Consider the following 23,189-nt stretch of genomic DNA (forward strand, 5'->3'; position numbering starts at 1 on the left):
GAAAGGTGAAATGCACGATCACGACGGAAGGCTTCGGGGATATGGTCTTTGAACTGTACCCCGACCTTGCGCCGATCACGGTAAAAAACTTTGTGGACACGGCCAGAAGCGGTTTCTATGACGGCCTGGCCTGGTGCCGCATTGTGAAAGACTATGTGATCCAGGGCGGATCCCCCGACAATGACATCATGACAGACAGTGACTGGCATATTAAAGGGGAATTCGAGGAAAACGGCATCGCCAATCCCATCCCCCACAAGCGGGGCGCCATCTCCATGGCAAGGGATGACGGCTACGATACCGCCGGTACCCAGTTTTTTGTCGTCCATCAGGACGCCCATAAGCTGGACGGCCGCTATGCCGCCTTCGGGGAAATGATCTCCGGCTTCGAAGTGCTGGATCAGATCGCCGCACTGCCCACCTCCGGGTCTGAGACCTGGAACAAGCCGGATGTCATGCCGGTCATGAGCAGGGTCAGGATAGAGGAATAAAAGAAAATAAAAGGACTGCAAAGCGCAGCGTGGGACAGGATATCGTGAGAGCGGTATCCTGTTTTTCTGTTTGCACCAGGTAAACTTTTCGGGTATACTGGAAACAGATGGAGATAGATGGGACGGAATGAAAATGTCAAAGAAGAATGAAAAAGATTATCTTTACCTGATCTGGAAAGCAGAAAAAAACGGTAAGCGATATATTGTGGGACAGCTGGCAAAAAATGGCGAATATGAGTTTCGATATTATGAGAAAGAAATCAGAGAGGCAATAAAGGAAGGATTTGAACCGTTTTTTTGCTTTAGAGAGCTGGACAAAGTATATACAGATACGGTGCTTTTTCCTGTTTTTGCAAGTCGCCTGCCGGATCGAAAACGAAAAGACATTGATAAAATTCTGCAAAAATACGGGTTGAAAGAATTTGACGAATATGAGTTGTTGAAAAAGAGTGGGGCCAGATTGCCAATAGATAATCTGGAATTTATTGTTCCGCACATGGCAAAGGAACCTGCTTTTGCTTTGGGAGGGGAAAACAGAGATGAATGAAGCTTTTGTAGAATTTATGGAAGATATGAAATTATGGTGTATAGCAGAGCAGCGAGACGGTACGAAGACAATGGATTTCGAAGATTTTGTAAAACAGGAAGGTTTTTCTATGGAGGAACTGAAAAAATTAGCTGAAAGCATAGAACTTGAATAAAGATGGAAAAGGAAATCCGCCTCAGGATCGAACGGGTGATGATATCACCGGGGATTCTGGTGCGGATTTTTGTATAAATTTTTATTTAATGCAGAGCAATACAATAAAAGCGACGACAAAAATAATGATTGTTGGAAGCCAGATAAAAAAGCGTTTCCGTGATTGACCGACAAGATTCTTCTCTGCCAGATCGTCTAAAATGGTGGTGCGAAGCAGTGTGAGAAGAAAACTGATGCCACCGACGGTGATCAGATTGTATCCTACAAAACTGCGCAGAGTAGATTCGTTTTCCAACAACTTTACATTAGTAGAAATCAAGCTGAAGATTGCTACGAAAACAGCAAGAATAGCCAGTACATTTGCATAGATAGATTTCTCAATTCCTTTGATATCATCTGCTTTTTCTTCTAACTGTCGAATCTGTTTTTCATAACTTTTCTTGTAGCCACTTAAACCTGTATACGTTCCAATCTCATCCTTGAACGTACCGTTGTAGGGATGATCAGCAGAACTGCTTAACTGTTCAAAAATAATCATAGCATGGCTTTCGCCGGATGTAAGGCTGATCTCATTGGAAGAAATATTGGTCAGGCGAAAAAATACCCGTGTAACATGCCCCGGCTGATAGACAGGTGCTGTCACGGAAAGTCCCTGACGAATCCGGCTATTTCGTCCCTGTACGATAGCTGCCATATTATCAGGCATGTGAATGATCTCCTCGGCGGAAACCATGACGGATTCTCCGGGTGTTAAAATCTTTGTATGCTGTTCGCCGTTCTCATCAAAAAATGCTTTTGATCTTAAATCATATCCAATATTTGTCACGCAGTCTGGATCATAGGTATCATTCTGAATCAGATCATGATTTGCAATCAAATCTGAAAGATCGTGGTCTGTTAAAATCATAGGTCTGCCTCCGTTCTTTCTTTGCTTAAATTATAACGCAGGTCTGAAAATTTGCAATACTTAAAACATCAATCTGTCAGATTTTTGAGGAATGATAAAAGTAAAAATGACGAGGATTTAGCTTACATATCAGAATGCGCTGTTTTACAGACAGTCTCTTCTTTCCGGGCGACGAGCCCTTCCGCAATGACAGTCAGTGACTCAAGCTGTCTGTCATCCAAATGTTTCAGATACTGGATCAGGGTGTGAAGCTTCTCTGGATTAGTGGTTTCTGTATCAAAGAAATCCTGAGGCGTAATAGAGAGAAATTCACAGATATAGAAAAAATTCGTCATAGTAGGGAATGCTTTGCCATTTTCAATGGTGTTGATATATCCGGGGTTTTGGCCGATAGACAGACTCATGTCTCTGGCTGAAACTCCTTTTTTTATGCGAAGCTGGGTGAGACGTCGGGCGAAATCTTCTTCATACATGTGCAATCACCGTCCTTTCGTCATATTGTATCGAATAAAGTTGTCAAAAGTGATGGGATATATCTGTTATTATCGTTGAAATATCGTATTATATGTGATACAATCAGAAATAACGAGTGAAAGAATACAATATTTTACAGAAAATGTAAAAAAAAGAAAAAATGTTGAAGTTTGTTAAGAAGACTCTGTTTTGAGAAAAGATAGGATGCAGTGATGGAATTAACAAATGAGATGATGTTTTATGGAGGGATGATTCTTGCGGCAGTGAGTGCAGTGGGAATCGTTGTATATGCACTGATCGCGCGTATGCGGAAGATGCGTCTGGATATGCAGTTTGATCAGGAATATGGGGAGATAAAGAAGGATCATTCATGACACAGGTAATCGCCGGAACATATGAGATTATCGGCAAGATTGGTTCTGGAGGCGGCGGTGATGTTTATCTGGCACATCATCTTCGCCTGAATAAGAAGGTGGTCTTGAAAGCCGATAAGAGAAAAATATCCACACCGCCGGAACTTTTGCGGGTAGAGGTAGATGTGCTGAAGCATCTGAGCCACACGTATATTCCACAAGTGTATGATTTCTTCACGGAAAACGACACTGTCTATACGGCGATGGATTATATCGAGGGAGAGAGTTTTGATAAAGCTTTAAAGGAAGGGAAGACTTTCACGCAGGCGCAGGTGATCCGATGGGGGAGACAGCTGCTGGAGGCTCTTTCCTATTTGCACAGGCCGATTCACGGGGATCCGCCCCACGGTTACACCCACAGTGATATCAAACCGGCAAACCTGATGCTGACACCGCAGGGGGATATCCGGCTGATTGATTTCAATATTTCTCTTGCACTTGGCGAAGAGACGATCATCGGGCGAAGCGAAGGCTATGCATCGCCGGAGCACTATGGTCTGGATTTTTCCAACGATGAAGCGTATTCGGGAAAAGGAAGCACTGCGACTGCCCGTTCTGACAGGAATCGAGGCACTTCGGCGCTTCGAAGAGCAGTTTCCACCGTTTCCGGCAGAAGCTCTTCCGGGGCGTACCGTGGAACAACAGGTTCCCATTATCAGCTGATCCGGCCGGATGTGCGTTCGGACATTTACAGTACAGGGGCGACCCTTTATCACCTGCTCAGTGGAAGACGCCCTGCTTCCCATGCGAAAAAGGTGATCCCGCTGTCTGAAAAAGAATTCAGCCCGCAGCTGGTGCACATCATCAGTAAAGCGATGGAGCCCAATCCCAACCTGCGCTACCAGACGGCGGATGAGATGCTGGAAGCCTTTAATCGGATCCGGGAAGATGATATCCGGGCAGTACATATGCGACTTCAGAACCGGATCGTCTATGCATTGCTGACAACATGCTGTGTTCTGGGAGCAGGGGTTTCCTTCCTGGGACTGAAAAAGATGGAGACGATAGAGAGCTGGAAAAAGCTGTCCGAGTATTCCAGAACTGCATTGCAGGAAGGCGATTCGATAATAGCTCTACAGGATGCGCTGGATGCATTGCCCCAGGATTCCTCTGTTTTGCACCCGGGATATATCGCGGAAGCGCAGAAGGCTTTGACGGACGCACTGGGGATTTATGATCTGTCGGACGGGTATCGCCCGCAGGGAACATTGGAGTTGCCCTCGGCTCCTTTTTTCATGGAGATATCGCCGGATGGCAGAACAGCAGCGTTTGTCTGTGCCGTCGGTGTGCAGGTGTATAATCTTGCTTCCAGGTCTTTGCTGGAGGAGCTGCCTGCTGCGGATTCAGCACTGGCAGAGGTTGCTTATCTGGATACGGATACTCTCATATATGCGGGGCAGCAGGGACTGACCCGGTATGGCATTTCAGAGGAAAAGACAGTATGGACAGGACAGAAGGCCACAGCAATCGGCATTTCACAGGATGGAAAAACCGTTGCTTCTATATATAAGGATGACACGCAGGTCAATATCACGGATGCGGACAGCGGGAAAGTCCGGGCGGTGATCAATCTGCAGGGCAGACATCCATCGGTGACAGCCAATGATGTGTTTGCAAATCCCAACGACAATCTGCTGGCGCTGAACCAGGACGGCACTTTAGCTGCCGTCAGTATGTCAGACGGTTCGCTGGAAATCTTTGATCTCAGAAATGGAGAGAAAGATGTCGTTATTTATGAGTCTGGCTCTGGTTACACCCATTTTGAGGGTGGTTTTTACGATCATTACTTTGCATGCGCAGCGTCCAACACAGACAGCTCTGTGTTTCTGGTGGTGGACATGAACACCCTGCGGCAGACAGGCGGCTTTGCTTCCGACAGCCGTTTCAGTGTGCAGACCGATGCCAGCGGTATCTATGTGCAGACAGACAATCTGCTGGTGCAGATCGATCCGGCCACAGGAGAGCAGCGACCTCTTGTGACGACAACAGAGAATATCCTTGCCTATGCCACAGGCGGGGAGCATACGCTGATCGCTTCCCAAGACCGGTTGTCTTTCTATGATAAAAATGCACTGGAGATCGATGCCTGTGCGCAGACGGAAGAGGCCGATTTTGTGGGGCTGTCCAATGGTACGGCGGTGATTGGCAGCAGGAGCACGCCGACCATTCGCCTGATGGCCTATGAAAATCATCAGGAGGCGGAGATTTTTTCCTATGATCCGTCTTATCAGCACAGCGAGGCAAGGGTCAGCGCAGACGGAGAGAGGATCATGCTTTTCTCCTGGAAAAATTTTCGGATTTATGACAGAAACGGCAATCTGATCCATGAGGCAGACATCCCGGACGCAGATCAGATTTTCGATCAGCAGTTTCGAAGACAGGGAGAGGATTCCTGGCTGGAAGTGATTTATAACGACGGCAGGTCGCTGTTATACCGGGTGTCGGACGGCACGCTGGAAAAAGAGACCAGAAGCACAGCGCCGGATCGCAGTCTGTATGAAGAGTTCACGGTCAATGGCCTGAAAATCACTTCGCCGTTGCACGGTGCACCGACGGCCTATGATGCCAAAACCGGCAAACGGGTGGGTGTCCTTTCCGAGGAAGATTATCTTACCTATGTGACGTCGGTGGGAGAAAACTTTGTGGCACAGTTTACGACGGCAGACGGATATTTTTATGGCCAGCTGCTGAATGCGGACTGCGAGGTGCTGGCGGAATTTCCGTATCTGTGTGATGTGATCAATAATGTGTTGATTTTCGATTATCCGACGGGTGATTTGCGACAATCACGCATTTATGATACAGAGCAGCTGATCTCGGCTGCCCATACTGTTCTTGGAAAGGAACAATAAAAACTATTACTTTATGACAGGAGGACGAGAAAGTGAGATTCATGAAGAAGGTAGTGGCATTCACCATGGCTGTGATGCTGCTCATTCCGTCTGTGGCAGTCAATGCAGAAGAACCTCAGGTTCTTGGTGTGCAGGCTGCAGAACAGCTAGGCCAGGAGCCGACGGCTGCCGATACGAATACTGGCACAGATGAGAAAAAAGACAATGAGACACCTGCTGTCGGTGATACCGCGGATGAAAATGCGGCACAGCCGGAGGAAAAGCAGGGAAATGCTTCTGAAGAGGGAAAAGATGCGCCGGAAGCAGAAGCACAGGAAGAAGAGAAGCTTCCTGAGGAAGAGCAAGTGCAGAAAGAGGAAGAAGCGCTTCCTAAAAACGGAGCTTCCGAGGAAGGAAAGCCGCAGGATATTGAGAATGTTCAGTTCAACACAGGGGATTATGTGTGGACGATTGTAAATGAGGACGATTTCAACACCTACGAGTACGGCGACGGATATTTCGAGGAAGATGGCAGCTATACCATCAATATCCCTGAGCTGAATCCGTTCTTCCCCTATGAGGTACAGTTCACCAGCAACGGAAAGACGGAAAACAAGTGGTTCCAGTCCCCGGACGACACCGTGGAAGTGGGCGGACATATTTTCAAGGTAGCTGCAAACTTTGACGGAACCGGCATCACACAGATGAGCATGGAAGTGGCCGGGGATACCGTTGTGGTATATCCGGAGGAGAAAACCTTCACCAATGATGGAGACGGGGTACAGGAGATGTCACTGATTCCGTTGGAAAAGAGAAATCTGCGTGTTGACCTGCAGGGGTATACACCCGTTGAGTTGACGAAGGTTAAGGTAAAGACGATTGTAGAAAGCCTGAATTTGTCAGATGATGTAAAAATTGCCTGGAAAAATGAGCGGTACAATGAATATAGTCTGAAAAATCTTGAAGATGAAGTGGATTTAAGCTACAGCGCATTGAGTGGTGGAAAAATCTGGGAGATGATTGTTGGTGACGGTGACCAGTTAAACAGCAATAATGTTCGGTACAAGCTGAATGTTTTGGCAACAAACAGTTCTCAATGGTTAGGCGCAACAGTCTATGTGGAAGATGCGAATCATGTTAGAAAAGAAAAAAGTATACATCAGATTACGAGCAGTGGAAGTTTTGCATCTTATTGGTCTTCAAGCAAGGGAAATGAACAATATACAGAAAATTATTTGAGAATCAATCTTGATGAAGATTGCGCTGGGGAAGATACATTTTTTAACATTACTTTAAGCAAGGACGCTTATAGTAAAACTCAAATTGATCATGTAAGTATATTAGAAGGAAATTTTACTACTCAAAACGAAGAATTTATAAAAAATTATGGTAAAGATGATGATATCACATCTCAAATCATGGGTGTAGATATGTCTCAAAGTATGGCCGGATATAAAAAGAATAACAGCAGTTATTTTACGATAGTTGCTTATGATGGAACCGGAAAGATCATAGGAATTTTACCGGTAGAGTTCTATATAAGTGGGCCTAATATTAAACAGAGGTTTCTCGTGCGGGGATATTTACCAGACTCATCTTTAGATGCTTCGTATGTTGCAGGTGGAAACTGGTATGGAGAAACGAGAATGTGGATTTCACTTGATCGTGAATATCCACTTGATACAAAACTTGCAATGGTCATGCAGAGTGATTATTTCGATGCGATTGCTGTCTATGTTGGAAGATATAGTAGTATAGAGGAAGCAAAGCAGGCAGGAGCAGAAGAAATTAAAGATAGAATTTGGGGAAAATGGAAGGATAATATAGGGGGCTATTTGGCGGATTATAGTAAAGGCGTATGGCTTACTGTATTCAGCAAAAGTGATAAAGATCCCAATCGTATAATAGGAACTAGCATTGTATTGCAGACAAGACATCCGAATCAATATAGTGATACTGAGATTGCATTTACAGGATTGAAAAATGCTGATGGACAGGATATTCCTTCTTACGTTATAAACAAATCGGACGATTCTTATGGAGAAAATAATTATGTTACGATTTTAGTGGCCGAGGATACAGATCTGAGCAAACAATATGCTCCTGTTTTTTATGAGGGCAGTTATGCAAGCGTGTATACAGGCGGTGGAACTTCAAAAGAAGAAAGTGGAAAAACATTGCATTCCTTTGCCAATGGTCCAGTTCAGTATACGGTATATGCAGAGGATGAACAGCATTCAAAAAATTATTGGGTACAGGTAAAGAAAGCTGACAGTTCACTGGGACAGCTGTACATCAGCAGTCTTGCAGACAAGGATGCCAATACCCATGTGGAAAATGGCGTTACTTATTCCACGAGAGAAGTAATGCTGGATAGCTATCATGATCATTACCATGATATTTGCCTGGCAAATATTGGAAAGGAAGCATTTCCAAATCTGTCCGTAGAGTTGACATCGGATGTTGTGGAATTGGATGATTACTGGACTTTAACGGGCAATCAGCCGTTGGCCGGTATGCTGACAGTGGAAACTCCTTCCTGGAGTTCAGGAAAAGAAGGAGAATTGCCGAACCTGGCAAAGCTTCGTCTGAAAGCAAAAAACGGCGTCAAAGATGGTACAGATGTGTCTGGCACGTTGACGATTAAATCTGGCAACAAAGTATTGATGGTACTTACTTTAACTGGCGTGGTGGGTGATCCCTGTATTACGACAGAGAGCATTCCAGATGCAGTAAAGTATGTCCCCTATGGAACGCCGATCCAGAACAGCAATAAGTACAGTTGGATTCAGGTTACCTACAAAGTAGACGCGGGTGAATTGCCAGAAGGCATGGTATTAAAAGAAAACGGTGAACTGTATGGCACACCGCAAAATGCAGGAACATACAATTTTACAGTAAGAGCAAGTTTTACAAGTACGAAAGAGAATTATTCTTTTTGGGATAGTACAGTTCCCTTCACCTTAACCGTCAAGGACAACACAAACGACAACGTATACAACGAGTCTGATATCGCAGACGGTTACATCCTGGAGACTTCCATCGGTAATGAGACCTCCGCGGGAAGTCACGACTTCTATCTGCCGGAGATTACGGATTCTCTGTTTGTATCCAAGGGTATTTATCCGAATTTCGTGGATCTGTGGTTAAATGGTGAGAAGCTGGTGAGAGGCGTGGATTATGATGCTGCTTCCGGCAGTACGAGAATCACCATCAGCGCCCAGACACTGCAGAACAAGGCATTGAAGACCGGCGTGAATACCATCGCAGCAGAGTTCCGTGACGGCGGTGCTGCTAACTTTGCGAAAGACAATGACCCGAAGAATGCACTGAAGAGAACAGCCCAGAATTTCCGTCTGGACAAGACAGATGCAGACGGCGGAAACGGAGGCGGCGGACATTCCCATGGCTCTTCGGATGACGGGGATGATGCAGGAAGCGGCGCAGGCAAGGGCGTTACCATCAGCGGTTATCTGGTAGATGGCAGTGGCAATCCGATCTCCGGCATGACTGTGGAGCTGCATTCCACACCGAGAACGACTGTGACCGCACAGAACGGTTTCTTCCAGTTCACCAACGTGGAGTTCGGACAGCATGAGCTGTTTGCCAAGGATAGTGATGGAAATATTCTTGCTTCAAAGAAATTTGAGCTTCGCAGCGGAAAGACAGTCGGTTTCTCCGGAAATGTTCTGTCTGCACCGGCGGGCTCTGCTGTGGTGATGACTGTAAAGGTTGCAAATGGCAATATGACATTTTCCAATGTCCGCCGGGGAAACCCGCAGACAGGGGATCATGCGAATACAGCAATGTGGCTGCTTCTGATGGCAGGCTCCTGTGCCGTTCTGGCAGGGCTTGCAGCTTACCGGAAGAGACGCAGTGCGAGATAAAAGACAGACAGGAGGAGCAGAAATGAAAATCAGAAAGAAAATTGCCGGACTGATGGCAATGATGCTCCTGGCTGTGGCGACCGTGATGCCTGTACAGGCATCACAGGTCAGCACGGCCGGAAGTGAAGCAGTCAATGATGCCAGAAATGGCGTTCTGCAGGTAAACCTGGCGTATGTGGATCAGAATTCCCAGAGCCATGTGCTGCAGGGAGGAACCGGTTTTCTGATCGGAGACGAGACCGGCGCCGAGTACATGATCACCAATGCCCATGTGGTAAACCTGCGGGATGATGTGCGTTCCGCTGCCGGAGAGGCATTTGGGGTTGATTTCAGCAATGCCAATAATGTGAACTTACAGATTCAGGTCGTGGTAAAGCGTGATGTGTTTATCAATGCTTCTATCGTGAACCAGAGTGAGGATATGGATTTTGCCATCCTGAAGCTGGAACAGACAATTTATGACCGTTCCCCGCTGAGCATTGATGACAACGACGCAGATCTGGTGGAGACCATGCCGGTATATGCACTGGGCTTCCCGTCCGCTATTGAACTGGTGGAGGATACGCCGTTTTATGTGAGCTCTGATGTCAACATCATCAACGGTATTGTTTCTACCAAGACAAGTATTGACGGTATCAAATACATCCGCCACAGTGCAACGATGACGGAAGGCAATTCCGGCGGCCCGCTGCTGAACAGTGACGGTGCGGTTGTGGGTGTGAATACCCTTGGTGTGGATGACACTTACTTTTATTCTTTACAGATTTCTGAGGTGACTGCAATCCTGAATGCTCTGGGCATCAATTATACTTCCGCAGAAGAGGGCAGTGCCCCGGCAGAACAGCCTGCCGCAGAAGCTACACCGGGTGCAGCAGAGACAGTATTGCCGGAACCCGCGCAGACAGAACAGCTTGACAAGACCGCATTATCCTCTCTTATTTCTGAGGTGGGGGCAATGGATTTGAGCAAGTATGACAAGACTTCTTCCGATGCACTGAACAGCGCACTGGCAGATGGACAGCTGGCGCTGAACAATGCGTCCGCCTCCCAGGAGGATATTGATGCGGCTGTGGCTGCCATCAATACGGCGAAGGATGGACTGGTAGAGAAGAGTGGCATATCCATGCCGCTGATCCTTGCAATTGCTGCAGTGATCGTGATCATTGTGATCGTTGTGATCGTAGCTTCTTCCAAAAAGAAGGGCAAAACCGCAGCCAGAGAGTCTGCACCGGCTATGAGCGGCAATCCGGGATATGCTGCCGGTCAGCCGTCCAGAAGTACCGCGCCCATGTCTCATTCGGCAAGCCAGCCGTTGTCTCACAGCGCATCCGGCATGGCCGGAAGCGGGCAGACTAGTGTCCTGAATGAGGGAAGCGGAGAAACCTCTATTCTCGGAAGCGGGGAGACGAGCATTCTCGGCGCAGAGGCACCGGCAGTTGCGGCAACTCTTGTTCGCACAAAGAATGGTGAGCAGATTCAGATCAGAAAACAGATCTTCAAAGTGGGAAAGGAGCGCGTGAAGGTGGATTACTGTATTTCAGACAATAACACCATCAGCAGAACCCATGCGCAGATTACCTATAAGAACGGCGAGTACTATATCACCGATCTGAAATCGACGAACTATACATATGTCAACGGCAATAAGGTTGCCGCAGATCAGGAAATGAAACTGAGAAATGGTGACAAGATCAAGCTGTCTGATGAAGAATTTGAATTCAGATGCTGATAAAAAAGTGTGAGGGGAAGCGGCATGAAAATGCCGCTTCTCTGAAATTCTCAAAAATTTGCGGGGGAAAGATTTCATGAATTTTTTGACAGCGGCACATACCGATGTGGGAATCCGAAAGAAAACCAACCAGGATTCGCTCATGGTACGGGTGGCGGATACGGAATACGGGCAGGTGTGCATGGCAGTGATGTGTGACGGCATGGGCGGCCTGTCTAAGGGAGAACTGGCCAGTGCAACGCTGATCCGCCTGTTTTCCAGCTGGTTTGATCAGGAATTTCCGGAAATCCTGTACAGGGGGATTTCACCGGAATATCTGAGAAGAAACTGGGAGCAGCTGCTGTATGAGACCAATTACCGACTGGGTTCTTACAGCAATCAGCATCAGGTAGTTATGGGTACGACGGTGGCGGCGCTGCTGATCTGTGCCAATATGTATTATATCATCAATGTGGGAGATTCCAGAGTATACGAAATCACAGACCGGGTCTGCTGTCTGACCAAGGATCAGACGGTGGTACAGCGGGAAATTGACCTGGGGAACCTGACACCGGAGCAGGCCGAGCGGGATCCCAGAAGGAACGTGCTGCTGCAGTGTATCGGTGCGTCCAGTGTGATCGACCCGGAGTTTGTATTTGGTGAAGTGAGAAGGAACAGTCATTTTCTTCTGTGCAGTGACGGTTTTCGGCATGTGATCAGCAATGAGGAGATTGGTCAGGCGCTGGGGCCGACGGCGGTCGTTTCCGAACAGCAGATGGAAGAAAATTTGAAATATATGGTTGAGTTGGACAAGTATCGCCGGGAAGAGGATAACATTTCGGGCATCCTCATCCGGGTGCTGTAGGAGGAACTCTATGCTTGGAACAGGAGAACTGGTAAACGGACGATATAGGATTTTACATAAAATAGGACAGGGCGGCATGAGCGTGGTCTATCTGGCCGAGGATGAACGGGACAAAAGCAGATGGGCGATCAAGGAAGTCCGTAGAGAGGGCGTGCAGGATTTTCGTGTGGTGGAGCAGGGCCTGATTACAGAGACCAATATGCTCAAAAGGCTGAACCATCCCCATCTGCCGCGGATCGTGGATGTCATCGAGGACGAAGACTGTTTTCTCATTGTAATGGATTATATCGATGGGATTTCACTGGAAAAACGGCTGAAGCAGAACGGCCCGTTCCCGGAGGCGGATGTGATTCGCTGGGGAAAGCAGCTGTGCGATGTGCTGGGTTATCTGCACCGGCAGCAGCCGCCCATCATTTACCGGGATATGAAGCCATCCAATGTGATGCTACAGCCCGATGGAAATGTGATGCTCATTGATTTTGGAACTGCCCGGGAATATAAGACGGGCAACCAGGAGGATACGATCAACATCGGAACGATCGGGTATGCAGCCCCGGAGCAGTATGGCGGTATGGGGCAGTCAGATGCGAGAACGGATATTTTCTGTCTCGGCGTGACGCTGTACCAGCTGGTGACGGGGCAGAATCCCTGCGAACCGCCATATCTGCTTTCTCCGATCCGGTACTGGAATGAATCTCTTTCCCCGGAACTGGAGGAGATTATCATGAAGTGTACGCAGCCGGATGCGGAGGATCGCTATCAGAGCTGTGAGGAGCTTCTGGATGCGCTTTCCTTTGGCGAGCGGCATGGGTACCCGGAGCGAAGACGGAAGAAGCCGGGGCTTCTGGAGAAGCTTTTTCGCAGGAAGACTTCACCGAAGGGAAGCAGACAGAGGCCGGGAAATGACAGATGAGCAGGCTGCTTTTTCACAGGAGATGGCAGCGTCGGAGCTGGCATATGTGCCGGAGGACGGGGCAGACACGGAACTGCTGGCACCGCTGGCGTCTGCGGGCGTGGGTCGATTTGTCATTGTGAAAAGCATTACAGAAATTCATACGGAAGAAATGATATAAGCAAAGCAGGTGGCGGCAGGAATGATAAAAGTAGGCGGTGTGCTGGACGGCAGATACCGGGTGCTGCGGGAGCTGGGACAGGGCGGCGGCGGTATTATTTTTCAGGCCTATCATATGACGCTTCAAAAGTATGTGGTCATTAAGAAAATAAAAGATGAAAAAGTGAAGGCACTGGATGTTCGGAAAGAAGCGGATATTCTGAAAAAGCTTCACCATCCGTATCTGCCGCAGGTGTATGATTTTCTGATCGTAGACAGGGAAGTGTTTACGGTCATGGATTTCATAGACGGACATGATCTGCGCTGGTATATGGACAGCGGCATCCTTTTCTCTGAACAGCAGCTGCTTCGGATGCTGCTGGAGCTGTGCGATGTGCTGGAATATCTGCACGGGCAGCGGCCGCCCATCATCCATCGGGATATCAAGCCCGGGAATATCATGATTCGGGAAAATGGAGAGATCTGTCTCATTGATTTTAATATTTCTTTTTCGGAAAATGGCGGCCGGGTAGGGGGATACAGCTATTACTTCGCACCGCCGGAGCAGCTGTCAGGCAGTGGTTATGTCCCGGATGTGCGGGGCGATGTCTACAGTCTGGGTGCCACTTTTTTCTATGTGATGACCGGCGTTCGGCCCCGGGAGAGCAGTCTGAAGAGCACGGTGGTAGAAAATGCCTATTCTAAGGGGCTGTTTCGCATCATTCGAAAAGCGATGGAGAAGCAGCCGGAAAAACGATACCAGAACATCGGACAGATGAGACGGGCGCTGGAGCGGCAGGCGGAAGGAGCCTATCGGCTGGTGAAGCCGCTGGCGGGAGCTGCAGGGCTGCTGGTGGTACTGCTTCTTGGCATGGCGCTGGTGCTTTGGCGGCGTGAAAAGCAGGAAGCATTGTTTGCCCAGCAGTACAGTGCCTATGTGCTGGCAGCGTCATCGGAAGATGGCGCAGAACGGGTGACAGACGGGCTTGAAATTCTCAACACGGAAGGTTTCGCGAGGATTCTGAAGCAGCGGCCGAAGCAAAAAGCCGTGATACTGGAAGAAATTGCAGATGGATATTTTGCAGAGGAAAATTACAGCTCTGCGGCATCTTATTATGCGGAAGCAGCGCAGATCCAGCCCGACAGTATCGGTCAGATGGCAGACGTAAGAGATCAGATTCTGGCACTGATCCGCAGTGGCAATCTGGAGGAGGCAGGGCACTGTGTGGAGGAAGATGGCCGAGGGCTGTCGAATGAGACATTGCAATATATAGAAGCGGAATTTCTTGTGGCAGAGGATGAGAAAGAGGCTGCCTTAAAGCAGATGGATCAGCTGCTGGAGAGCGGGCAGGAACGGGATCTTTTGCTGCGGTGCTGTCTGTACGGTGCCCAGTATAGCCGGGAAACAGAAGGCTACGACAGGGAACTGGTCTATTTGAAACGGGCAGAGGCATATGCGGACACCCTGGAATATCACCGGAAGATCGGGGATCTGTTTCTGGATATCTGGCAGAGCGATAACAAAAAGGAACGAAAAAAGGAAGCGCTTGCCGGGGCAGAGCGGTGTTATCAGAAGGTATGCCGGGATCAGAATGCCGGGTATGTGGACAGGCTGAATCTGGCAATGATTTTGGAGATAAAGGGAAGCTACAGGGATGCGCTGGAACTGCTGAAAGCTCTGGTGCAGACAGCCCCGGAGGATTACCGGGCATACCGGGAGGCGGCGTTTGTCCTATATGGACAGGAACAGCAGAAGCCTTTGAAGAACCGGGCGAAAGAGCCAATTTTATATTATGGCAGGCTGGCACAGCAGTATTACGGAGATCGTACAGATGATGAACAGATGGAGCAGCTGAAGGCGATGCTGGAGCGGCTGCAGGGAAAATAGGGGAGAACAGGATGAGCACACAGAACCGTTATCAGGACAATCTGGAAAAGGAAAGAGAACAAAACAGAAGAAAGAAGCGCCGCTTGGCCCTTGGACTTGGCGCGGGAATGCTTGTGCTGGCCGCAGCAGGCTGGTTCCTTTTATCCGGGACGATCTCTGAGAAGCGCTACGCCCAGCGGATGCGGGAGGGCAATCAGTATCTGATCGCTATGGATTATGACGCTGCGGAGATCGCCTATCAGCGGGCACTGGAAGAACAGCCGGAGGAACCGGAAGCCTATGAGAAGCTTGCCAGTATCTATATTGCTCAGAACCGCTATGAAGAGGCCGGGGAGCTGCTGGTATCCGGTATCCGCAAAACCAATGCGCAGTCTCTGATCAAAACCTACGAGCGGGTTTCTCTTGTGTTGGATACGATGGGAGAAGAGGATCTGGCAGCGGGCAGCCTGTCTGCAGATGATCTGCTTCGGATTTCTCAGAATCTGACGGCAGACGCAGCAGTGTATGATGTGGTTGCTTCTTATACATATCAGGATTATGTGCGGGCTTATGGAAAGCCTGTGACGGCAGAGGCCAATGCCTACCGGGGAAAGGATGTAAGGTTTGACGGATTCCCAGGAACTGTGTGTTTTCGGCATGCCTCGTACGGGTATGACCGGGCAGATGCGGTGACCTTTGAAAATCTGTCGGATGTGATCGGCAATTACAGAGGCGCTGCCAGCGGCGCCAGCCTGGAAGTTCTGTTCGGATGCAGCCGTCAGATCACGGCAGCTGATCGAAATGGGGAAAAACAGTATTATGTATCTTTTGTTTACCATGGCTGTACGCTGACTGTAGAAAGTGATGCCAATGGGGATATTTATGGCAATGCGGCCAATGTGCTCTATCCCAATGCTACAGATGAGGACGAGAAAGACACGAAAGCGCAGCGGACGGCAGCAGGATATATCATCAATGCGGTAGATGGCGGTGGTGTGCAGGCATCCCTCCGTTTTATCAGCGGAGGACGCTATGGAAAGACGGCAGCCGAAGGCTCTGCCAGCGGAGATGGCAGTTTTTCCATACAGGTGGCGCCGGGACAGTACACGGTGGAAATCCGGGCGGCAGGATTTATCACTGCTTATGAAGAAATCAGTGTGCCTGAGGGGACAGATGCAAGAGGGTTTAATTTTACCATCTCCCCGGAACTGGAGGAAGGAGAGATCCGTATCGTCTTGACCTGGAGCGCAAGGCCGGTGGATCTGGATGCCCATCTGGAGGGAACCGGCTCCGGCGGACAGAGTGTGGACATATCTTTTGCACATATGAGTGCGACGAATGTGGCAGATCTGGATATTGATGACCGGTCAGGATATGGACCGGAAACGGTGACGATCCATGATGTGGGCGGCAATTATACGTTTCGGGTTCATAACTATTCGTCTGATTATGACAGTGTGCCCATGTCTCAGTCCGGTGCAGTGGTGAAGATATACCGCTCTGACGACAGCACACCGGTGACTTATACGCTTCCTGCCGGTGACGGAATCTGGTGGAATGTATGCCGGATCAGCGGCGGCACCATCACGCCGGTGAATACACTGCAATAGGTTTGCTTGCATAGGGGGAATCAATGAAAACTGTAATTATCGCATGGGCCAAATATGGCATGCAGGAATTCTTTTTGCCGGGAATCCACAATGCTGACCATCGGATCCATTTTGAAAAAGAGATGTTTCGGCTGGAGGAAGATCTGGATGTAAAGCTGGAAATTTATGACGAGGAATGGCGCATTTTCCCGGATGAGACATATGTGGTAAAAAATGAGCGGGAACCGCAGAGCAATCGACTGGAGGACGGGAGCCTGTATACACTGGCGCCTGTGCGGGGACATGTGAAGCTGTCCCTGCTCGTAGTCCAGAAGGAGAATCTGCAGGTGGGTTGCCGGAAATACGATGTCTTCAGGCTGAGCCGTTTTCGTGTGGGGAGCAGTGAAAATAACCAGCTCCGGTATATTTTCCAGAACTACATATCACGGGAGCACGCCCTGTTCGTCAGACAGAACGATTCCTGGACCATCTATGACCAAAGCGGCAACGGGACGTTCGTCAATGGGCGTCGGGTGAAGGAGAGCCAGCGGCTGCGGTTTGGTGACAGCGTGGTGCTTTTCGGCCTGAAGCTCATCTGCCTGGGGGATCTGTTTGCCTGTTCGGTGGTAGGCGGTTCCCTGGAAGCAGAACTGCTGCCGGTTGTGGAAATACCGCAGGAGAGAGGGATCGGAGAACCGGAAAAAGAGAAAAAGAAGCGATATTACAAGAGCGCGCCCCGGACGATAGAACCGCTGTTTACGGATGCCATCGAGATTGAAGGGCCGCCCGCGAAAAAACAGAGGAAGCGAAAGCCGCTGCTTCTGACCATCGGGCCTTCTTTTACCATGGTGATTCCCATGGCACTTGGCAGCGTGCTGGCGATTGTCGCTTCCCGTTCAGGGAGTGCTGGCAGCAGCGCGTTTATGTATACAGGACTTGTGACGGCCATGGGCTCTGCCGGGTTTGGGGTTCTGTGGGCAGTGAAAAATATGCGGTATGCGGCGGAGGAAGCAAAAGAGGAGGAGGCACTTCGCTGCGAAACGTATGGGCAGTATATTGCCGGTAAGACAGAAGAGATCCGACGGGTATATGAGGAAAATCGGAGGGGCATGTTTTTCAATCATCCATCTGGCGAGGAGTGCTGTCAGGTGTCTGATGCGGAAGGTTTGCTCTGGAACCGCAACCCGCTGCAGGAGGATTTCCTGACAGTCCGTCTGGGGCAGGGAACGGTGCCTTTTCAGGGAAAAATCGAGGTTCCGAAACCGAAGTTTGAAATGTTTTATGACGAGCTGACAGAGAAACCGGCCATGGTGAAAGATCATTTTACCATGCTGTATCAGGTGCCGATCTGTTTGAATCTTCTGCAGTATCCCATGGTGGGGGTGATCGGGGGAAGCCGGAAGATCGGGGCCTATATTGTCATCAGAAATATCATCGCGCAGCTTGCCGCAAATACTTCCTATACGGATGTCAAAATGATCTTTATTTATGATGGTAGCCGCGGGGTGGAGAGAAAGCGCTGGGAATTTGTGAAATGGCTGCCGCATGTCTGGTCGGAGGATATGAAGACCCGGTATATCGCCCAGACGAAGGCAGATGTGGGCGATATCAGCTTTTCCCTGGGAACGGTGCTCAGAAGCCGGGCGGAGGAAGCTGTGCAGACGGTGGAGAAACAGAATATCCCCAGGCCCTGGTATGTGTTGTTTCTGATCAGCCCGGAAATGTTGGAAGGAGAACTGATCAGCCGTTATGTGACAAAGCCCCGGTCTGCATACGGACTGACCACCTTCTGGCTGGGGGAACGGTATGAAGATCTGCCCAACAACTGTGAGGAGATCATTCAGCGGGACGGCGCCGGAACGGGGATGTTCCATGTCTATGAGGGCCGGGATCGTTTCACGCAGATCAGCTTTGATACGGTGAGCAGCGATTCTCTGCGGACGCTGGCACAGCGTGTGTGCGGCCTGCGGGTGGCAGAGGAAGACCGCAGCGGCGGCATCCCTACAGACATTGACTTTCTGGAAATGTACCATGTGTCCTCTGTGGAGGAGCTGCACATCCTGCAGCGCTGGAAGAAGAACAAAGTGTATGAGAGCATGCGGGTGCTGGTGGGACAGAAGAACGGTGCCCAGGGCTGTTATCTGGATATCCACGAGAAATATCATGGCCCCCATGGACTGGTGGCGGGCACCACCGGTTCCGGTAAAAGTGAATCGCTGCAGACGTATATCCTTTCCCTGGCTGTGAATTTCAGCCCGGACGACGTGGCCTTTTTCATCATTGATTTCAAGGGCGGCGGTATGGCGAACCTGTTTACGGATCTGCCGCATCTGGCAGGGCAGATTTCCAATCTGTCGGGCAATCAGGTGCATCGTGCCATGGTATCTATCAAAAGTGAAAACCGGAGGCGGCAGAAGATTTTCAATGACCACAGTGTGAACAACATCAACAGCTATACCCGGCTGTATAAAAACGGAGAAGCGGCAGTGCCCATTCCCCATCTGCTCATCATCATTGATGAGTTTGCGGAGCTGAAACGGGAAGAGCCGGATTTCATGAAAGAGCTGATCAGTGTGGCGCAGGTGGGACGAAGCCTTGGGGTACATCTGATCCTGGCGACACAGAAACCGGAGGGAACTGTGGATGATAACATCTGGAGCAACACAAAATTCAGATGGTGTCTGCGGGTACAGGATAAAAAGGACAGTATGGGCATGCTGCACCGGCCGGATGCGGCATATATCACCCAGGCGGGCCGTGGGTATCTGCAGGTGGGCAATGATGAAATTTTTGAATTGTTCCAGTCGGGCTACAGCGGCGCGGTATATGAGAAAGGAACCGGTGCCGGGGAGAACATCGCGGAGATGATCACCATTACCGGTAAGAAGGTCATGACAGGAAGCCGCACGAAGCGGGAACACAGAGAAGCACAGAAAAGAAAATGGTATGAGGATCTGGGAAGGATTCTGGAAGAGACGGCAGGAAAATACCAGGTGCAGCTAGAGCAGCTGGCAGAAATCATGGGAGAGGACAGTCAGTGCCTGGAAGATATCTATGAGAGCATTGCAAAAGCCGGATATGTTTATGAGAAGAAGCCTTACAATACAGCGAATCTGAAATCTTTTGTGAAATATATGCATGTGGGAACAGATGCGCTTCTGCTGCTGACTGCGGGAGCCGGTGTCAGGCTGCCGGAGTGTGAGGAGATCACGCAGCTGCAGGCGGTCATCGACCATGTGACGGAGGTCGCCGCGCACAACCATTATCATAGCCCACAGAAATTATGGCTTCCGGTATTGCCGCGGGTGGAATATCTGCAGCTTCCCGGCCAGTATCAGGACTGGCATACGGTTTTTGAATTAAAGGCGCCGGTGGGTACCTATGATGATCCGGCCAATCAGGAGCAGGGGATACTGGAGATTAATTTCGGGGAGAACGGACATCAGGTGGTATACGGCAGTGTCGCTTCCGGTAAGAGTACCTTTTTGCAGACGGCAGTCTGCTCTCTCATGAGAAAATATGCACCGGATCAGCTGCAGTTCTATTTTGTGGATTATGGAAGCAAGCTGCTGACCTGTTTTGCGGATGCCCCGCATACCGGCGGTATTGTGACGGATGGAGAGCCGGACCGGCTGCGGATCTTATGTGCTATGTTGTCCAGAATGCTGGATGAGCGAAAAGCCATGCTGGAGGGCGGCAGCTACAGCCAGTATGTCAGGATCAGAGGGCCTGTGCTGCCAGCTGTGGTGGTGGTTCTGGACAATTACGGGAATTTTCGGGAGAAGACTCAGGATGCATACGAGCCTGTGTTGCTTCGGCTGCTGAAAGAGGGAATCAGCTGTGGCATCTACTGCCTGTTCAGCGCTGCAGGTGTGGGGATGCATGAATTGCCTTTAAAGCTGGCGGAAAATATGCAGCATATATTTGCACTGGAAATGGGAGATTCCTATAAGTATGGAGAGGTGCTTCGGGTATTGCGGCCGGAGGTGCTTCCGGAGGCTGGTATCAAGGGAAGAGGTCTTTCCAGTGTGAACGGGGAAATCCTGGAATTTCAGACGGCATTGGCGATAGACGCGGCTGACGATTTTGAACGGGGACGAAAGCTGGCAGACATGTGTCAGCAAATGAAGCTGCAATGGCGCGGCTGTGCTGCCATGCGAATACCGGAAATCCCGACAGAACCGGAATTTTCCAGATTTCTGGAAGAACCAGGAGTGAAAAAGGCGCTGACAGATGACCGGTCGCTTCCCGTTGGGTATCGAAAGGCAGATGCCTCTATTTACTGCCTGGATCTTGGCAAAATTTATACATATGTCATTTCCGGAAAAGGAGATACCGGAAAGAAAAATCTGCTGAAGCTTCTGATGCTGATGGGAACGAGAAAATCTGCACAGATCGTGGTGATCGAAGAAGGCACAGAAGAATTAAAGGAAATCGCCGGGCGATGTAAAGGTACCTATGTCCATACCCAGGAAGAGGTTTTCTGGTATTTTCAGAATCTGCTGCCGGAATTTATCCGCAGAAACAAGATCAAACGGCAGTGTCTGGAACAGGGAATGGAGGACGCACAGATTTTCGAAAGGATGCAGAAGGAGCCGCCGATTTTCATTTGCATTGCGGATCTGAATCTGTTTCTGGAGGATGTATACCGCAAGCTGCCAAATGGCGCGGATATGTATCGCTTTGTGGAAAATATCGCGGAAAGGGGAAAAAATCATCATATTTACCTTTTTGGCTGTATGCGGTCGGAGGACGAGGCTTCTCTGGCGGGCAGGAAGATTTATCAGTGTTTTGCAGATAACCGGACAGGGATCCACCTGGGCGGCAATCTGGCAGCGCAGAGAATATTTAACTTTACAAATGTTTCTTTTGTCCAGCAAAATAAGGCGCAAAATCCTGGAAGCGGCATGGTGCCTTCCAGAGAGGACAGTGCCCTGGCAGAGACGGTGATCCTGCCGCTGGTGCGGGGAAATGACGGATGATTCATATGTTGATTGTGGACGGGCAGGCAGATGAGCTTTGGCTGATCCAGCGGGAAGCGCATGAGCAGGCGGCGCTGCTGACGGATGAACGATGGGAAATTCGCGGCATGTTGCACCTGGAGGTGCAGGAAATCAGCGAAAGTGAGGTGCTGGATATTGTATATCTGGATGTGACGGATGCGCAGGGGCTGGCAGCTGCCATGACTGTCCGAAAATGGTGGAAAAATGTATATATGGTGCTGATCGTATCGGAGAGTCTGTCGCCGGTGCAATATCTGCGGCCGTCGATCATGGCGGCTTCCGTGCTGCTGCGCCCGGTGGAACAGATGCAGGCGGCAGAGAGTATCCGGGAGGCGATTCACTGGCTTCCAGGAAAAGCAGATGACGAGGATGTGTTTGTATTCGCTGACCGGGATGGAAAACTGAGGATTCCTTATGGACAGATTTTATATTTTGAGGCGCGGGCCAAGAAGATTTATATTGCTCTGCAAAATGAGGAATACGGGTTTTATGATTCCATGGATCACCTGGTACAGAATCTGCCAGACTATTTTTTTCGATGTCACAGAAGTTATATTGTGAATATGCATCACCTGCGGCGGTACCAGGCTTCTCAGGCGCTCTGTATTCTGACGGACGACGTGGAGATTCCGGTGTCCCGCAGCTATCGACCACTGATGAAGGAGAAGTTTTCAGTATGGAAAACGGAATGATCATAAAAAAACAGGAATTGTGTTTTCTTCTTTTCTGCAAAGGCGTGAAAAAATGCCCGGGGATATTTGCGGTGGATGGGAAGCAGGATGCGGCACAGATTCTGAAGGCGCTTTTTCAAAAAGGGTGGCTGGAAAACACCGGTGAACATTTCCGGGTCAGGGAGCCGCTGGCGAAGCTGCTGGGGCAGATGGCGAAGGCAGAAACTCTGGTGGCGCTTTATCCGGGAAATCCAGCGAGAGAGTGGACTTATCTGTATCCGGGGGAAGAAATCGTCGCGGTGCAGGAGGTACAGCAGCGAAAAGAGGCCGTTCGTCTTTTTTTCATAGAAAAAGACCAGTTTCAGGATTTCCTGCGGGAGCAGGGGCTGACGGGAGAAGACGACAGCTGGGAGGCACTGCCCTATCGGGATATGGAAGAAATACTGCCGCAAACGCTGGATAACAGAAAGGAACTGCAGGCGTATCCGTGGATTTCCCTGCTGGCGGTACAGATGGATGCAAAAAACCGGGAAAAAGCAGGGCAAACAGGGGTTGCGCGCCTGGGTATTCACAGAATGCTGGTGGAAGAGGATGCCATGGATGAGACGAGAAAGACTGGGCCGTACCGGGAAAGCTTCCTTGTGTCCTGGCTGGAAGAGGCTTTAAGCGGTGGAAGATAAGAGGTGACAAACTATAAACAGTCAAGTGTTTTTTTGGAATTTTATGGTTTAT

16 protein-coding genes and 1 pseudogene are annotated in these 23,189 nt (G+C 49.6%); 15 read left to right on the forward strand and 2 right to left on the reverse strand.

The window, feature by feature from the left end; translation table 11 throughout:
• Positions 1–5: 5 nt before the first annotated feature.
• The 3 genes from RJD28_07125 to RJD28_07135 all read left to right on the forward strand — a co-directional run bounded on the left by RJD28_07125 (position 6) and on the right by RJD28_07135 (position 1,192).
• Positions 6–491 carry a peptidylprolyl isomerase gene (locus RJD28_07125; GenBank protein WNV59243.1) on the forward strand — a complete coding sequence of 162 codons (486 nt, stop codon included), beginning with the start codon at positions 6–8 and terminating at the stop codon, positions 489–491.
• A gap of 205 nt (positions 492–696) precedes the next feature.
• Positions 697–1,038 carry a HipA N-terminal domain-containing protein gene (locus RJD28_07130; protein ID WNV59244.1) on the forward strand — a complete coding sequence of 114 codons (342 nt, stop codon included), beginning with the start codon at positions 697–699 and terminating at the stop codon, positions 1,036–1,038.
• Positions 1,031–1,192: a hypothetical protein gene (locus RJD28_07135; protein ID WNV59245.1), complete on the forward strand. Its 162-nt coding sequence runs from the start codon at positions 1,031–1,033 to the stop codon at positions 1,190–1,192. Before RJD28_07130 ends, RJD28_07135 begins: the two co-directional genes overlap by 8 nt.
• Before the next feature lie 81 nt (positions 1,193–1,273).
• On the opposite strand, the gene RJD28_07140 is transcribed toward RJD28_07135, so the two are convergent.
• Positions 1,274–2,098: a hypothetical protein gene (locus RJD28_07140; protein ID WNV59246.1), complete on the reverse strand. Its 825-nt coding sequence runs from the start codon at positions 2,096–2,098 to the stop codon at positions 1,274–1,276.
• A gap of 122 nt (positions 2,099–2,220) precedes the next feature.
• On the reverse strand, positions 2,221–2,571 hold the full coding sequence (locus RJD28_07145) for a helix-turn-helix transcriptional regulator (GenBank protein WNV59247.1): 351 nt from the start codon (positions 2,569–2,571) through the stop codon (positions 2,221–2,223).
• Positions 2,572–2,784: 213 nt separating this feature from the next.
• On the opposite strand from RJD28_07145, the gene RJD28_07150 reads away from it, so the two are divergent.
• The 12 genes and pseudogenes from RJD28_07150 to RJD28_07205 all read left to right on the forward strand — a co-directional run bounded on the left by RJD28_07150 (position 2,785) and on the right by RJD28_07205 (position 23,137).
• Positions 2,785–2,946, forward strand: coding sequence for a hypothetical protein (locus tag RJD28_07150; protein ID WNV59248.1), 162 nt, complete (start codon positions 2,785–2,787; stop codon positions 2,944–2,946).
• Positions 2,943–5,837, forward strand: a complete 2,895-nt coding sequence (locus tag RJD28_07155; GenBank protein ID WNV59249.1) for a WD40 repeat domain-containing serine/threonine protein kinase — start codon at positions 2,943–2,945, stop codon at positions 5,835–5,837. The genes RJD28_07150 and RJD28_07155 overlap by 4 nt, the downstream gene beginning before the upstream one ends.
• Before the next feature lie 41 nt (positions 5,838–5,878).
• Positions 5,879–9,703: a carboxypeptidase regulatory-like domain-containing protein gene (locus RJD28_07160; GenBank protein WNV59572.1), complete on the forward strand. Its 3,825-nt coding sequence runs from the start codon at positions 5,879–5,881 to the stop codon at positions 9,701–9,703.
• A gap of 22 nt (positions 9,704–9,725) precedes the next feature.
• Entirely contained in the window at positions 9,726–11,432 is a 1,707-nt protein-coding gene (locus tag RJD28_07165; protein ID WNV59250.1) for a trypsin-like peptidase domain-containing protein, read from the forward strand.
• A gap of 76 nt (positions 11,433–11,508) precedes the next feature.
• Entirely contained in the window at positions 11,509–12,276 is a 768-nt protein-coding gene (locus tag RJD28_07170) for a PP2C family serine/threonine-protein phosphatase (protein WNV59251.1), read from the forward strand.
• Positions 12,277–12,286: 10 nt separating this feature from the next.
• Positions 12,287–13,066 (forward strand): annotated as a pseudogene (locus tag RJD28_07175) (serine/threonine-protein kinase).
• 112 nt (positions 13,067–13,178) lie between these two features.
• Positions 13,179–13,349: a hypothetical protein gene (locus RJD28_07180; GenBank protein ID WNV59252.1), complete on the forward strand. Its 171-nt coding sequence runs from the start codon at positions 13,179–13,181 to the stop codon at positions 13,347–13,349.
• A 21-nt stretch (positions 13,350–13,370) separates the two neighbouring features.
• Complete coding sequence (locus tag RJD28_07185; protein WNV59253.1) at positions 13,371–15,215, forward strand: serine/threonine-protein kinase; 1,845 nt, start codon at positions 13,371–13,373, stop codon at positions 15,213–15,215.
• Between the two features lie 11 nt (positions 15,216–15,226).
• Entirely contained in the window at positions 15,227–16,804 is a 1,578-nt protein-coding gene (locus RJD28_07190; GenBank protein WNV59254.1) for a tetratricopeptide repeat protein, read from the forward strand.
• Positions 16,805–16,827: 23 nt separating this feature from the next.
• Entirely contained in the window at positions 16,828–21,765 is a 4,938-nt protein-coding gene (locus RJD28_07195) for an FtsK/SpoIIIE domain-containing protein (GenBank protein WNV59255.1), read from the forward strand.
• Complete coding sequence (locus tag RJD28_07200; GenBank protein ID WNV59256.1) at positions 21,762–22,478, forward strand: LytTR family DNA-binding domain-containing protein; 717 nt, start codon at positions 21,762–21,764, stop codon at positions 22,476–22,478. Before RJD28_07195 ends, RJD28_07200 begins: the two co-directional genes overlap by 4 nt.
• Positions 22,463–23,137: a hypothetical protein gene (locus tag RJD28_07205; GenBank protein ID WNV59257.1), complete on the forward strand. Its 675-nt coding sequence runs from the start codon at positions 22,463–22,465 to the stop codon at positions 23,135–23,137. The genes RJD28_07200 and RJD28_07205 overlap by 16 nt, the downstream gene beginning before the upstream one ends.
• Positions 23,138–23,189 lie beyond the last annotated feature (52 nt).

It is taken from the genome of Oscillospiraceae bacterium NTUH-002-81 (assembly GCA_032620915.1).
GTDB lineage: Bacteria > Bacillota > Clostridia > Lachnospirales > Lachnospiraceae > JAGTTR01.